The sequence below is a fragment of the Pseudomonas sp. LW8 genome, assembly GCF_041956865.1.
GTDB lineage: Bacteria > Pseudomonadota > Gammaproteobacteria > Pseudomonadales > Pseudomonadaceae > Aquipseudomonas > Aquipseudomonas siliginis.
This window is the reverse complement of record NZ_CP168138.1, coordinates 2,483,891-2,499,490: the sequence shown is the minus strand read 5'-3', so window position 1 is coordinate 2,499,490 and position 15,600 is coordinate 2,483,891. Positions and strand designations below refer to the sequence as shown.

The window sequence follows — 15,600 nt, the reverse complement described above, 5'->3', positions numbered from 1 at the left end:
TCCGATTGCTGACAACGGCCCGCCTTCTGGTGGGCCGTTGTGTTTCAGTTACACATACGGCTGGCGAGTGGCGCGCGGGTCGCGTACAACTTGCGCTTATCGATTTTGCGTTCCAAGGCTGACGATGCGACTGGTTTTTCCCACACTGATGCTCACCGCCCTCGCCTTTCTCATTGGCGCCGCTGGCGTGAACGCTGCCCCGCAACACGCACTGACCGTTTACGGCGAACCGGCCAAATACCCCGCCGGTTTCAGCCATTTCGACTACACCAATCCGCAAGCGCCGAAGGGCGGGACGATGCGGCGCTCGGCCATCGAGATCGGCCACTTCGACCATTTGCTGCCTTATATAGACAAAGGCATCGGCGTGACGCAGATCGACGGCCTGCTGTACTCGCCGCTGGCCCAACGCTCGCTGGACGAGCCTTACACCGTCTATGGTCTGGTTGCGCAGAAGATGGAACGTTCGGACGACGGTCTTTCGCTACGTTTCTTCATCAACCCGAAGGCGCGCTTTGCCGATGGCAAACCGATTACCGCCGAAGACGTGCGCTACACCTACAACCTGCTGATGACCCAGGGCAGCCTGCGTTATCGCACCCAGTTTGCCGACGTCAAAGGCGTCGAAATCGAGGCACCGCTGACCGTGCGCTTCGACTTCAAAAGCAACGAAAACCGAACTTTGCCGCTGGACATCGCGACCTTGCCGGTATTCCCCGAACACTGGTGGAAGAGCCGCGATTTCGCCGGCGGCGGTGGTTATGAACCGCCGCTGGGCAGCGGGCCGTACCGGGTTGGCAAGGTCGACTCCGGGCGCAGTATCACGTTCGAACGCAATGGCGACTGGTGGGGCAAGGACCTGCCGGTCAGCCGCGGCCTGTACAACTTCGACCATTTCAGCATCGAGTATTTCGGCGACACCGATGTCGCCCGCCAGGTGCTGCGTGGTGGCGCCTATGACTACAACCGCGAGTTTTCCGCGACCGGCTATTCGATCGGCTACGACAGCCCTGCCCTCAGCGATGGCCGTTTGCAGAAAGCCCACCTCGCCACTGAAGCGCCGCAATCGGCCCAGGGTTTCGTGTTCAACCTGCAAAAGCCGATGTTCCAGGACCGCCGCGTGCGCCAGGCACTGGCGATGCTCTGGGATTTCGAATGGAGCAACCGGCAGATGATGCGTAACGTCTATATCCGCCAGCAGAGTTACTTCTCCAACACCGATCTCGCCGCCCGGCAGTTGCCCGATACGCAGGAGTTGAAAATCCTTGAACCGCTGCGCGGTCAGGTGCCTGAGGAAGTGTTCAGCAAAGTCTTCGAAGCACCGAAGACCGATGGCAGCGGCATCATCCGTGACAAGCAGTTGCAAGCCCTGGAACTGCTCGAGCAGGCCGGCTGGAAACCGGATGGCGACCAGTTGGTCAACAGCGCCGGCGAACCGCTGAGCTTCACTTTTCTGGTCAGCCAGAATGGAATGGACCGCCTGCTGTTGCCTTACAAGCGCACGCTGAAACAGATCGGCATCGAGCTCAATATTCGCCGCATCGACGCCTCGCAATACGTCAATCGCCTGATGAGTCGCGACTACGACATGATCGTCACCGGCTACCCCGTTACCACTTCTCCGGGCGGCGAGTTGCTCAACTACTTCGGCTCGGCAGCGGCCAACGATCCGGGCGCGAACAATTACATGGTGCTGAAAAATCCGGCAGTCGACACTTTGATCAACGGCCTGATCCGCGCCTCGACCCAATCAGACATGCTGCATTACGCCCATGCGCTGGACCGGGTGCTGCAATGGAACTACTACTGGATTCCCAATTACTACCCGCCAGGCACCTCGACCGTCTGGTGGAACCGCTTCGGCATTCCCACGGTGCAGGCGAGCAATGACGAAGCCATCGAGAGCTGGTGGGAAATCAGCCGCACGCCACTGACCAATCAACAGATGACCGCTGAGAAAATCAGTCGCGGCAGACCCGGAGGACCGCACTGATGTGGGGTTACATACTGCGGCGCCTGCTGCTGATCATTCCGACGCTGGTGATCATCCTGCTGGTTAATTTCGTGATCATTCAGGCCGCGCCCGGCGGACCGGTGGAACAAGCCATCGCCCACCTGCAAGGCATTGGCGGTGCCAGTGTCGGCGGCGGTGCCAGCGAGACCTCGAGCTCTGCCTCGCGCGCCAGCCGTGGCCTTGATCCGCAGCTGATCAAGGACATCGAAAAGCAGTACGGCTTCGACAAACCGGCCCACGAGCGTCTGTGGCTGATGCTGAAGAATTACGCGCAACTGGACTTCGGCAAGAGCTTCTTCCGTGGCGCGACAGTCACCGACCTGATTCTGGAAAAAATGCCGGTGACCATTTCGCTCGGGCTGTGGGCGACGCTGATCACCTATCTCGTGTCGATCCCGCTGGGCATCCGCAAGGCTGTGCACCACGGCAGCCATTTCGATATCTGGAGCAGCACGGCGATCATCATCGGTTACGCCATGCCGGCGTTTCTGTTCGCGATGTTCCTGATCGTCGTATTCGCCGGCGGCACTTCGCTGAACTGGTTTCCGGTGCGCGGGCTGGTGTCGGACAACTTCGAATCGCTGTCGACACTGGGCAAGATCGCCGATTACTTCTGGCATCTGGTGCTCCCGGTCACCGCGCTGGTGATCGGTGGATTCGCGACGCTGACGATCCTTACAAAAAACTCGTTCCTCAATGAAATCACCCGACAGTACGTAGTAACGGCCCGCGCCAAAGGCTTGAGCGAACGCCGCGTGCTGTACGGACACGTGTTTCGCAACGCCATGCTGTTGGTGGTCTCGGGGATACCTCAGGCGTTCATCAGTGTGTTCTTCGCCGGCTCACTGCTGATCGAAGTGATCTTCTCCCTCGATGGCCTTGGGCGCATGAGTTACGAAGCAGCGGTATCGCGGGATTATCCAGTGGTGTTCGGTTCACTGTTCATCTTCACCCTGTTCGGCCTGCTGATAAAACTGATCGGCGACCTGTGCTACACCCTGGTCGACCCGCGTATCGACTTCGCCGCGAGGAATGCCTGATGTTCAAGCTCTCGCCTTTGGGTCGTCGCCGTTTCGAACGTTTCAAGAAAAACCGTCGTGGCTGGTGGTCGCTGTGGCTGTTCATCGGCCTGTTCATCCTGACGCTGGGTGGCGAGTTGATCGCCAACGACAAACCGTTGATGGTCAGTTATCAGGGCCAGTGGTACTTCCCGGTGTTCAAGCGCCATACCGAACAGGAGTTCGGCGGGCAACTGCCGTTTCAGGCCGATTATCGCAGCGAGTACGTGCAGAATCTGATACGCAAGGACGGTGGCTGGTTGCTGTTCCCGCCGATTCCGTTCAGCGACGACACCCCCAACTATGACCTGAACAAACCGGCGCCAAGTCCCCCGACTTCGGTGAACTGGCTGGGCACCGACGATCAGGCACGCGATGTGCTGGCGCGGGTCATCTTTGGCGCTCGGGTGTCGATTCTGTTTGCCTTGATGCTGACATTTGTCAGTGCGCTGATCGGTATCGCCGCCGGCGCATTGCAGGGGTATTACGGTGGCTGGGTCGACCTGCTCGGACAACGCGTGCTGGAGGTATGGTCGGGGCTGCCGGTGCTGTATCTGCTGATCATCCTCTCCGGTTTCGTCGAGCCGAATTTCTGGTGGCTGCTGGGGATCATGGCGCTGTTTTCCTGGTTGGCGCTGGTCGATGTGGTGCGCGCCGAGTTCCTGCGCGGGCGCAATCTGGAGTACGTCAAAGCCGCACGCGCCCTGGGCCTGACTGACCGCAAGGTGATCTTCCGGCACATTCTTCCCAACGCAATGAACGCGACGCTCAGCTACCTGCCGTTCATTCTGACCGGGGCCATTTCGACGCTGACCGCGCTGGATTTCCTTGGCTTTGGCATGCCGGCCGGCAGTGCCTCGCTGGGCGAACTGATCGGTCAGGGCAAGCAGAACCTGCAAGCACCGTGGCTCGGGTTGACCGCGTTCTTCACTCTGGCGCTGATCCTCTCCTTGTTGGTATTCATCGGCGAAGCGCTACGTGACGCTTTTGACCCTCGATCCTGAAGCGTGACCATGACTGAAAACCTGATTGAAATCCGCAACCTCAATGTCGCCTTCCATGGTCAGACTGTGGTGCGTGACCTGTGCCTGGATATCCGCCCCGGTGAGTGCCTTGCGCTGGTCGGCGAATCGGGCTCGGGGAAATCGGTGACCGCGCATTCGATCCTGCAACTGCTGCCTGAGAGCGAGGCGCAAACCCGTGGCAGCATCCGCTATCGCGGGCAGGAGTTGCTCGGTGCTGATCCGAAGGTCTTGCGAGAACTGCGCGGCAATCGCATCGCCATGATCTTTCAGGAGCCGATGACGTCGCTCAATCCGCTGCACACCATCGAAAAGCAGATCGGTGAAACCCTGTTATTGCACCGCGGCCTCGGCGGCAAGCAAGCGCAGCAGCGCATTCTCGAATTGCTCGGGCTGGTCGGCATCCAGAAACCCAAGGAACGCTTGAAAGCCTATCCGCACCAACTCTCTGGCGGGCAACGGCAACGGGTGATGATCGCCATGGCCCTGGCCTGCGAACCGGAGTTGTTGATTGCCGACGAGCCGACAACGGCACTGGATGTCACCGTGCAACGCAAGATTCTCTTGCTGCTCAAGTCCCTGCAACAGCGCCTGGGCATGTCGCTGCTGCTGATCAGTCACGATCTCAATCTGGTGCGCAGCATCGCGCAGCGGGTGTGTGTGATGAAGGCTGGCGAGATCGTCGAGCAGGCACCCTGCGAAACCCTGTTCACCGAACCCAAACACCCTTACAGCTGCGTGCTGTTGAACGCTGAGCCGGAAGGTGAAGCCCTGCCCCGTGACGAACGTGAAAATGTGCTGGAAGTCGCTGACCTGCGCGTCGATTTCCAGGTCGGCGGCGGGCTGTTCAGGCGCAAGCAGTATCTGCGCGCAGTCGATGGCATCAGTCTGAATATTCAGCGCGGCAAGACCTTGGGCATTGTTGGCGAATCCGGTTCGGGCAAGTCGACGCTGGGTCAGGCGATCCTGCGCTTGCTGGATTCCGAGGGCAGCATTCGCTTTCAGGGCGAAGCGCTGGACGGCCTCAATCAAAAGCAGCTGCGGCCGTGGCGGCGGCAGATGCAGGTGGTGTTTCAGGACCCGTTTGGCAGCCTGAGCCCGCGCATGTCGGTGGCACAGATCATCAGCGAAGGTCTGGAAGTGCATTGCGAGTCGACCGCTAATGAATGTGATGAGCAAGTGATTCGCGTGCTCAAGGAAGTCGGCCTCGACCCGGAAAGCCGCCATCGCTACCCGCATGAATTTTCCGGCGGCCAACGCCAACGCATCGCCATCGCCCGGGCTCTGGTGCTCAAACCCGCGCTGATCCTGCTCGATGAGCCAACCTCCGCACTTGACCGCACCGTGCAGAAACAAGTGGTCGCCCTGCTCCGTGATCTCCAGGAGAAATACGGTTTGACCTACCTGTTTATCAGCCATGATCTGGCGGTGGTGCGCGCTTTGGCACACGACATGATCGTGATCAAGGACGGTCAGGTGGTCGAGCGTGGTGCCAGTCACGACGTATTTGACAACCCGCAGCATCCCTACACCAAAGAGCTGTTGGCGGCGGCGCATCCGGGGTAGGTTTTTTTCTGCTAATTCGCGGCGCGGCATTCGCGAGCAGGCTCGCTCCCACATTTGGAATGCAGGCCCCTGTGAGAGCGAGCCTGCTCGCGAAGGGATCGGTACCGGCAACAAACAATCAGGATCAGCCTCCATGAACACCACCGAAAGCCTCAAGGACTACCAACGGGTGCGCACTCTGGCGATCCGTTCGCTGTTCGAGATCATCGAGCAATCCAGTGAGGGCACGGTGATTGTCGATCGCGATGCGAACATCGTCTGGATGAACGAACGCTATGCCCGGCGCTTTGGTCTCGATTCAGCGGCAGGCGCTATCGGCAAACCCTGCGAAAGCGTGATCCCCGGCAGCCTGCTGCGCGAGGTGGTGCGCACCGGTCGGCCGATTCTGCTGGACATGCAGGACACGCCAAAGGAGCCGCTGGTGGTGATGCGCCTGCCGATCCACGACGATGCCGGCAGCGTGATCGGCGCCATCGGTTTTGCCCTGTTCGACGAGTTGCGCACGCTGTCGCCGATGCTCAAGCGTTACCTGAGCATGCAGGAAGAACTCGCCTCGACCCGCTCACTGCTGCGTGCGCGGCAGACCAAATACAACTTCGCCCATTTCATCGGTACCAGCGCCGCCAGCCTTGAAGTCAAACGACGTGCGCGACGAAGCGCCAGCGCTGATTCGCCCGTGTTGCTGTTGGGAGAAACCGGCACTGGCAAAGAGTTACTCGCACAAGCCATTCACAGCGCTTCGCCGCGCGCGCACAAAGCCTTCGTCAGCATCAACAGCGCGGCAATTCCAGAGGCGCTGCTGGAAGCCGAATTTTTCGGCACGGCACCCGGCGCCTTCACCGGCGCTGACCGCAAGGGCCGCATCGGTAAATTACAAATCGCTCAGGGTGGCACACTGTTTCTCGACGAGATCGGCGATATGCCGCTACCGCTGCAAAGCAAACTGTTGCGCGTGTTGCAGGAAAAGGAGTTCGAGCCGGTCGGCTCCAATGAAGTGATTCAGAGCGATGTGCGGGTAATCGCCGCGACGTCGACGGATTTGCAGGCAGCGATCAAGCGCGGCGAATTTCGCGCCGATTTGTACTACCGCCTCAATGTGCTGCCGATCCAGGTGCCGCCGCTGCGCGAACGTCTCGATGATCTGCCGGCGCTGAGCGAGGCGATTCTCGAAGAACTGCGCAGCCAGCATGAACTGCACCGCGATGCGCTGGCGCTGTTGGGCCAGCATGCCTGGCCGGGCAACATCCGTGAGTTGCGCAATGTGTTGGAGCGGGCGGCGTTGCTCAGTGATGACCTCATGCTGACCGAGCAGGATATTCGCGGGGCGATTGGCACGTTTACTCCCGTTGCGCGGACGTCCGAGCCGAGCACGCACGCATCGGCTCGGGAGACATTCGCGCAGGCGCGGGCGCGCTTTGATCGGCAGTTGATCGAATCGACCCTGGCGCAATGCGCGGGGAAGGTACCGGAGGCTGCGGTTCGGCTGGGTCTGGGGCGGTCGACGCTGTACAAGAAAATGGCTGCGCTGGGGATTGTCGAGTCTACATAAAGAGATATCGAATCTCTGTATGAAGACAAAACAAAAGCTTCGCGAGCAGGCTCGCTCCCACAGGGGAATGCATGTCATATGTGGGAGCGAGCCTGCTCGCGAAGGCTCCGGCCCATTCAAAGAAAATCTCAACTAAGAGACAAAAACAGCTTCGAGAACTCGACCGAGATCTAATTTCCTTATATTTCAAACAGTTAGAAGATTGGCACAAATCTCGCTAACACCTCTCCACACCCGTTTCACCCACAAAAATAACAATCTGGAGAGACACACCATGAGTGTGATCATTGCCTTGGCAGCCCTGACGCTGCTGATGCTCGCCGCTTACCGTGGCTACAGCGTCATCCTCTTCGCCCCGATCGCCGCCCTCGGCGCGGTGCTGCTCACCGATCCGTCCGCCGTTGCCCCCGCGTTCACCGGGGTGTTCATGGACAAGATGGTCGGTTTCATCAAGCTCTACTTCCCGGTATTCCTGCTCGGCGCGGTGTTCGGCAAGCTCATCGAACTGTCCGGTTTCTCGCGCTCGATCGTCGCCGCTGCGATTCGCCTGCTTGGCACCAAACAAGCGATGCTGGTGATCGTGCTCGTGTGCGCCCTGCTCACTTATGGCGGCGTGTCGTTGTTCGTCGTTGTCTTCGCCGTTTATCCGTTTGCAGCGGAGATGTTCCGCCAGAGCAATATCCCCAAGCGTTTGATTCCGGCGACCATTGCCCTCGGTGCATTCTCGTTCACCATGGACGCCCTGCCCGGCACGCCGCAAATCCAGAACATCATCCCCAGCACCTTCTTCAACACCACCGCATGGGCGGCGCCGTGGCTGGGGGTGATCGGCACGATTTTCGTGTTCTGCGCCGGCATGCTGTTTCTGCAACGCCAACGCAACAAGGCGCAACGTGCCGGCGAAGGCTACGGCACTGAACTGCGCAACGAACCGGAAACTGCCGAAGACCTGAAACTGCCCAACCCGTGGATTGCCCTGTCGCCATTGCTGGCCGTGGGCATCATGAACCTGCTGTTCACCCAATGGATTCCGCAGTGGTATGGCAAGACCCACAGCCTCGCACTGCCGGGCATGGCCGCGCCGGTCACTACCGAAATCGCCAAGCTCACGGCGATCTGGGCGGTGCAGGCGGCGTTGCTGGTCGGCATCCTCATGGTGCTGGCGTTCGGCTTTAAGGCGATTAAAAGCAAGCTCGCCGAAGGCAGCAAAAGCGCGGTCAGCGGTGCGTTGCTCGCAGCCATGAATACGGCGTCTGAATACGGCTTTGGTGCGGTAATCGCTTCGCTGCCGGGCTTTCTGGTGCTGGCCGACTGGCTCAAGCAGATTCCCAATCCGTTGGTCAACGAAGCCATCACCGTGACGCTGCTCGCCGGCATCACCGGTTCGGCCTCGGGCGGCATGAGCATTGCGCTGGCGGCGATGTCCGAGCAGTTCATCAGCGCGGCGCACGCGGCGAATATCCCGCTGGAAGTGCTACACCGCGTGGCCGCGATGGCCAGTGGCGGCATGGACACCCTGCCGCACAACGGCGCGGTGATCACCCTGCTGGCGGTGACCGGATTGACCCACCGCGAAGCCTACAAAGACATTTTCTGTATTACGCTGATCAAGACCCTCGCGGTTTTCGTGGTGATCGGCACTTTCTACGCCACTGGTATTGTGTGAGGTATTCATGACCACTCTTTCCGGCAAGACAGCTTTGGTGACCGGCTCCACCAGCGGTATCGGCCTGGGCATCGCGCTGACTCTCGCGAAAGCTGGCGCCAACCTGATTCTCAATGGCTTCGGCGATGCTTCGAAGGTGATCGCCGAAGTCGCTCAGTTCGGCGGCAAGGTCGGCCATCATCCCGCCGATGTCAGCGACCCGGCGCAGATTGCCGACATGGTCGCCTACGCCGAGCGCGAGTTTGGCGGCGTCGACATTCTGGTCAACAACGCCGGCATTCAGCACGTTGCGGCGGTAGAAGAGTTTCCCGTTGAGCGCTGGGATTCGATCATTGCGATCAACCTGTCATCGGTGTTCCACAGCACCCGTTTGAGTCTGCCGGGCATGCGCCGCAAGAACTGGGGGCGCATCATCAATATCGCCTCGGTGCACGGCCAGGTCGGCTCCATCGGCAAAGCCGCGTACGTCGCCGCCAAGCATGGCGTGATCGGCCTGACCAAAGTGGTCGGGCTGGAAACCGCGACCACCAATGTCACTTGCAATGCGATCTGTCCGGGCTGGGTGTTGACGCCGCTGGTGCAGAAGCAGATCGACGATCGCGCGGCCAAGGGGGTCGATCCGCAGCAGGCGCAGCATGATCTGCTGGCGGAAAAACAGCCCTCGCTGGAGTTCGTCACACCGCAGCATCTGGGTGAGCTGGTGCTGTTCTTGTGCAGCGAAGCCGGCAGCCAGGTGCGCGGCGCGGCGTGGAACATTGATGGTGGCTGGCTGGCGCAATAAACACTTGGCCATTGTGGGAGCGAGCCCGCTCGCGAATGCGGTTTATCAGACACAGTTCGGGATACTGAGACAACGCTTTCGCGAGCAGGCTCGCTCCCACAGGGAATGATCTCCCTGGCCTGTACGAATCCGATAAGAAGAGGCAAACCCATGTCCGACATCCTCTGGCAACCCGACACCCAGCGTATCGCCGGTTCGCGTATGGATGCCTTCCGGCGCGATATCAATCAGCGGAATTCGCTCGAGCTCGACGGCTACCCTGCCCTGCACCAATGGAGCATCGATCAGCGCCCGGCGTTCTGGCAGGCGATCGTCGATTTCTTCGACATCCGCTTCCACACTCAGCCCGACGCCGTCTTGCGTGAAGGTGCAGAAATGCCCAGCGCCGAGTGGTTCCCCGGCGCGACCCTGAACTTCGCTGAACACCTGTTGCGCCGCCGCGACGATGCCGTGGCCGTGATCGCAGTTGCAGAGAATGGTCAGCGCGAACAACTGACCTGGGCCGAGCTGGCCGAACAGGTCGCCGGGTTTCAGGCGAGCCTGCGCGCGGCGGGCGTTGGCCGGGGTGATCGCGTGGCGGCGTGCATGCCCAACACCTGGCAAACCCTGGTGGCGATGCTGGCCACTACCAGCCTCGGCGCGATCTGGTCCTGCTCGTCGCCCGACTTCGGCACACACGGCGTGATCGATCGCTTTGGCCAGATCGAACCGAAAGTGCTGCTCACCTGTGCCGGTTATCAATACGCCGGAAAAACCCTGGATCAGACCGCCAAGCTCAACGAAATCCTTGCACAACTGCCGTCACTGCAGCAGTTGATCATCGTCCCGTACGCCCGTCCGCAAGCGCGCATCGAGGATTACCAAACCCACGCTGATGTCTGCTTCTGGGAAGACTTCTATCAACCCGGCGGTGAACCGGATTTCACCCCGGTGCCGTTCAATCATCCGCTCTACGTGCTGTACTCCAGCGGCACCACTGGCGTGCCGAAATGCATCGTCCACAGCACCGGCGGCGTGCTGCTGCAACACGTCAAAGAGCACGGCCTGCACTGCGATCTCAGTCCCGGTGACCGTTTGTTCTACTACACGACCTGCGGCTGGATGATGTGGAACTGGCTGGTCTCGGCACTCGCAGTGGGCAGCGCCGTGGTGCTCTACGACGGCTCGCCGTTCCACCCGAATCACCAGCGCCTGCTCGACCTGATCGACGATGAACGCATCAGCGTGTTTGGCACCAGTCCGAAATTCCTCGCGACGCTGGAAAGCAGCGGCGCCAGGCCACGGGAAAGCCATGATTTGAGCAGTTTGAAAACCCTGCTGTGCACAGGCTCGGCTTTGTCACCGCAAAGCTACGATTTCGTTTATCGCGACTTCAAAACCGAGGTGTGTCTGGCCTCGATGTCCGGTGGCACCGACATCGTTTCGTGCTTCGTCAATGGCAATCCGCTGTCAGCGGTACGTCGCGGAGAAATCATGGGCAAGAGCCTGGGCATGGCCGTCGAGGTGTGGAACGACGCTGGCCAGCCGGTGATCGGTGAGAAAGGTGAACTGGTCTGCACGCGGCACTTCCCGGCGATGCCGATCGGCTTGTGGAATGACCCCGACGGCTCAAAACTGCACCAGTCTTATTTCAGCCAGTTCCCCGGTGTATGGGCGCAGGGTGATTACGCCGAGCAATTGTCCGATGGCGCAATGATGATCCATGGCCGTTCGGATGCGGTGTTGAATCCGGGCGGCGTGCGCATCGGCACGGCGGAGATTTATCGGCAGGTCGAGAAAATCAGTGAAGTGCTGGACAGCGTCGCCATCGGCCAGCAATGGCAGGAGGATGTGCGCGTCGTGTTGTTCGTGCGTTTGCGCGACGGCGTCGAGCTGGATGAAGGGCTTGAACAGCGAATCCGCGAAGTGATCCGCGCCAATACCACACCCAGGCATGTTCCCGCACGCATCGTCGCAGTAACCGATATACCGCGCACCATCAGCGGCAAAATCGTAGAGCTGGCGGTGCGCGATGTCGTGCATGGGAGGCCAGTGAAAAATACCGATGCACTGGCCAATCCCGAAGCGCTGGAGCAGTTTCGGGATCGGCGCGAACTGGCCATGACCGAAGTTATTCAACACTGAATTTCGTCTGGCGCAGCCTCAATTCAGCTGTATTACAACTTCACCGGTGAGGGGCTGATCTCCACTGGCTTCGATCGCTGCGCGCATGATGCTGAGATTCAGCGAAAACAACGCTTCGTTTGTTTTCAACAAACTGAGCAAGGCAATAACGAGCATCAGCGAGTCTGCATTGAGGAGCGCTTGAGCACTTTCGTGAAAACTGCCAGTGATAGGCTCAGATCGGGGCAAGCGTCCCTTTGCCAAGTTTAGTAAAGGCGCCACATCCAAACCGACCTTACCATCTCGGGTCGCCCCCTCGGCAGTGATCAGACTGGTCTTGGCGGGGTTGACCCGAATCATTTCGTGGATGAGGTCATCAGCGATTTCGCCGTAACCTGTCAGGCTGAATCGCTGGTTGAAGTTACGTGTATTGACCGTCATGTACTGAACACGCTTTTTATCTGTAGCTCCTGCGCTCTTCCATTTACTGTAATCGAATGGATTTACCTCAATGACGCCATCATCTAGTTTCAGGCTATCCAACAGGAAATTACTGGCGGACGTTCCGCCGAAATCCAGCCTGATGGCGCTTAGCAGATTGGACAATTCGTCACGCGCCGCCGCGGTACTGCCAAAAAACAATCCAATCGCGGGGTCGGTTTTGAAATTCAGCGCCGGCGAGCCCAGCATTTCAATTGCGCTGTCTATTTTGAAACGGGCCAGTGGCAGACTGCGCTCGAGAATGTGAGCTGTAAAAACACCCGGAACCGGTTTCTGCAGTAATGGCAGACTAAACTTCTCTTGCAGGTCGAAATTGACGAGTCGTTTTCCCCACGGCTTACCTAGCCGATTGGCCGCGTACCACTCACTGCTTTTCTTGATGGCACAGACATTGAAAGAAGACGCGGTGCTTCCAAGCGGGCGCCACCTCCCGAAACCAACATCGGTAGCATTCGCCAGCTTGTGAAATTCCCGCGCCGTACCGGTCAGTCTGCTCATCTGGACAACGGCAGATTCCACGACTTTTGCGCCCGACGCGCCCAAATGCATGACGCTTTTGAACAATGCTTTTGACGCTTGGTATCCAGCAGTTGGCAATCCATCAATCGGATTGAAAGTCGAGACTGTCAGAGAAATGCCAAACCTGACGAGGCTGCCGATTTTTGCCGTTAACGAAACTGTTTTGGCTGCGATATGCAGAATTTTAGCCGGGGCACCCAGTACAGTGAAGAAAATACCGATAGCATCCATCGTGCACGCGTAAATTCCGTCAACCACCTGATTTCTATTTCCGGAAGCCAAGTCTTCGATACATTTCTTGAACGGGACACACAGGTCAATAATATACGTCAGCACCTCGTTATAAGTGTTCTCCGCACGCTCTTTATCAGTGTATTCGGTGAAGACTTCCCTGAAATCCTGGAGGCTGCCCAATGGTCTGTTCTTCACAACAAATTGGGCAATATTTTCGATATGCTCATTTACGAAAAACTGATAATGATTACGAACGACCCGCGACGCAGAAGTCGGAGCCATAACAGTGCCAAGTTTCTCTATAACCATAATCCCAGAGGCATTCGGCGACGGCTTTTTTCCGACAATGTAGCTATCGAAATCAGTTGGAACGTTATGCGTGGGGGGCAAAGGGAAAAATGCATCATTGGGCTTCCCTGTATATTCAACCCTTCCAGGCATGTTCATTTTTTGGGTATAAATAATCAATTTGCCTAGCTCATCGTTTCTTCTGCACTCTCCCAGCAAGGTAAACATTTCATAGCATAAAGTCTGATTATTCCCGAAGGAAGCTATCATAATTACACCGAACCGCCCCACCGCCTGGTCTTTCTTGAGCTGAACTTCGATATTTTTGGGTGGCTGATTACCCGCGCCGACCAAGTTATAATTAGCCGATGACGGATAGTAAATCTCTGCAACCGAAGGACGTACAGTAAAAAACGTGATCTTGCTTGAGGCAAAGACATCTCGATCGGCTCGAGGCATTCCTGCTATCGCCAGCTTTATGTTTGAAGCCATCGCCTTATGAATATTGCAGTGATAGCTAACGAGCTCAGCTTCGAATGCTGGTTTGATGGCAGGCAAGGCCAAAAGCTGCGGATACTTATCGAAAATGCCGGGCTCTTTATTCCAATCCCATGTTCCGGACGCCAGCAACCCTTCGATATGAAGATCAAGCATCGACACTCTCATTGCAGAATAAGTCTCAGGACGCAAAAGAGGTTGTTCAATAACATCAAAATCAGCAACCGCCTGCTTCAATGCAGTCATCGCCAGTCGTTTCCGATTGGGCGGAGCCGCCCCAAATGCCTTGATTCCCAAAACAATATCATCCACGTGCGTTTTATACGCATTCAAAGCGTCTTGAGCTGCTGTAAGAGCAGACGTGCTCAGTTGCTCATGAGTGATGACTTCATTCATCAATGCCCAGTCAATGATAGGGTCGATCGCAGTAATACCTTGCAGCTCCCCCAGTACCGGGCTGACCGTTTCCATGCTTGCAAACTTCATGACTTGTTCATATGTCATGAAGCGAGAGACGCCTCGACAATTGATCTCGATAAAGCTCACCGCCTGGCAAAACGTCACCCAGCCGATCGAGCCAGCGTGAAGCTCTTGGGGCAGATTTTTAACCAAGAGACAAGGCGCTACATGAGCCAGGAGCAGGTGGGAAGCGAGAGGAATAATCGAGTGCGAATGGCCCTTTGCTACAAGGTAAGCCTCAAAATTTTCACGTATGGCATATAACGGCCTATCAGCCATGGTGCTCGAATCGTATATATCAAAGGTTCCGATGCAGTTGCGCTTGCCAGTAACGCCTATGGATGAATCCAACTGCAAAATTATTGCGGTGAGCAATACCTGAGCTAGATCGTCACTACTGATTTCCTCGGAATCCTTCGCCCCCCACCAGTCCAGTGCAATGACGTATTCCTTGGCAATTTTCTGCGACGCTGGATGACGAACCAGCATTGCAACGACCTCGTTAGCGCTGTCCCAATTAACTGTAGTAACGTTATACGGTCTGACGCTTCTGAAGATTGTGTTAAGTAGATTCTCATTCGCAGGGAAAAGTTTACTCGTCACCGCGCGAATCTCTGCACACTGCTGTGGTGTCAAGGTGATCGACGTATCATTTAGCCCAGTTATCTGCCCCCAGTAATTACCAAAATTATCTCCTTCAGGCCACTTCCACTCCAAAAAGCCAATCAAGCTTTCTAGTTTTTCTCTGTCATCCGGCACGTTGAACCCGTGAAAACGCAACCACTGCGACAACAGCACTGCGTTATCAAGGTGAACGAATCCACCAAGACCTGCTGCAATAGCAACTAACTTCTCGAACTTCTCATTCGCGTCGGGATTACTCTTGACGTTATCCGATACATCCATCCACCCTTCATGAGTAACGTATATGTGAATTTCACCCGAAGACGTAACCCTACTGTAGGTGCCGGAGCCGAGTAAGCTCATCAGATCCTGAAGCATCTCGCTGGCCGGTTTCTGTAAACGTCCAAAAGAGGATTCAGGCGAGAGCCAGATGATCTTTTGGTCGTCGTTTGAAATATCCCGTGCAACGTCTTCCGGAGCTTCAACAAGAAATCTTTTCAACTGGCCTAGAAGTGCCATTCGCTCTAATTCATCTGCGGCAGAACAACGCACATTGTCGACAGCGCTCAACTTGGAAAGAGCACCTGCACCACATCGATTTTTCATTTTATTGACCTGTTTATTTACATGGACTTGCTATCGAGATCGCAAATCTAATAAAAACAGGCGAAACCACAACTAACCAAGTATTAGTCTAGATTTCAAACATCTATCACCT

General features: G+C 57.2%; 9 protein-coding genes. 8 read left to right on the top strand and 1 reads right to left on the bottom strand.

Features of this window, described 5'->3' with window-relative positions; translation table 11 throughout:
- Positions 1 to 124 precede the first annotated feature (124 nt).
- The 8 genes from AB9L16_RS11195 (at position 125) to AB9L16_RS11160 (ending at position 11,780) form a co-directional block, all read left to right on the top strand.
- Positions 125 to 1,993, top strand: a complete 1,869-nt coding sequence (locus AB9L16_RS11195; protein ID WP_150635512.1) for an extracellular solute-binding protein — start codon at positions 125 to 127, stop codon at positions 1,991 to 1,993.
- Entirely contained in the window at positions 1,993 to 3,054 is a 1,062-nt protein-coding gene (locus tag AB9L16_RS11190; protein ID WP_056785267.1) for a microcin C ABC transporter permease YejB, read from the top strand. The genes AB9L16_RS11195 and AB9L16_RS11190 overlap by 1 nt, the downstream gene beginning before the upstream one ends.
- Positions 3,054 to 4,076, top strand: a complete 1,023-nt coding sequence (locus AB9L16_RS11185; RefSeq protein ID WP_041478730.1) for an ABC transporter permease — start codon at positions 3,054 to 3,056, stop codon at positions 4,074 to 4,076. Before AB9L16_RS11190 ends, AB9L16_RS11185 begins: the two co-directional genes overlap by 1 nt.
- A gap of 9 nt (positions 4,077 to 4,085) precedes the next feature.
- Positions 4,086 to 5,660 (top strand): ABC transporter ATP-binding protein, encoded by a 1,575-nt coding sequence (locus AB9L16_RS11180; protein ID WP_073474724.1) that lies wholly within the window; start codon positions 4,086 to 4,088, stop codon positions 5,658 to 5,660.
- A 133-nt stretch (positions 5,661 to 5,793) separates the two neighbouring features.
- Positions 5,794 to 7,209, top strand: a complete 1,416-nt coding sequence (locus AB9L16_RS11175) for a sigma-54 interaction domain-containing protein (protein ID WP_375123554.1) — start codon at positions 5,794 to 5,796, stop codon at positions 7,207 to 7,209.
- 274 nt (positions 7,210 to 7,483) lie between these two features.
- Positions 7,484 to 8,875, top strand: a complete 1,392-nt coding sequence (locus tag AB9L16_RS11170; RefSeq protein ID WP_016774505.1) for a GntP family permease — start codon at positions 7,484 to 7,486, stop codon at positions 8,873 to 8,875.
- Between the two features lie 7 nt (positions 8,876 to 8,882).
- Positions 8,883 to 9,656 (top strand): 3-hydroxybutyrate dehydrogenase, encoded by a 774-nt coding sequence (gene hbdH, locus AB9L16_RS11165; RefSeq protein WP_375123553.1) that lies wholly within the window; start codon positions 8,883 to 8,885, stop codon positions 9,654 to 9,656.
- A 150-nt stretch (positions 9,657 to 9,806) separates the two neighbouring features.
- Complete coding sequence (locus tag AB9L16_RS11160) at positions 9,807 to 11,780, top strand: acetoacetate--CoA ligase (RefSeq protein ID WP_375123552.1); 1,974 nt, start codon at positions 9,807 to 9,809, stop codon at positions 11,778 to 11,780.
- 18 nt (positions 11,781 to 11,798) lie between these two features.
- On the opposite strand, the gene AB9L16_RS11155 is transcribed toward AB9L16_RS11160, so the two are convergent.
- On the bottom strand, positions 11,799 to 15,488 hold the full coding sequence (locus AB9L16_RS11155; protein ID WP_375123551.1) for a hypothetical protein: 3,690 nt from the start codon (positions 15,486 to 15,488) through the stop codon (positions 11,799 to 11,801).
- Between the last annotated feature and the right edge of the window lie 112 nt (positions 15,489 to 15,600).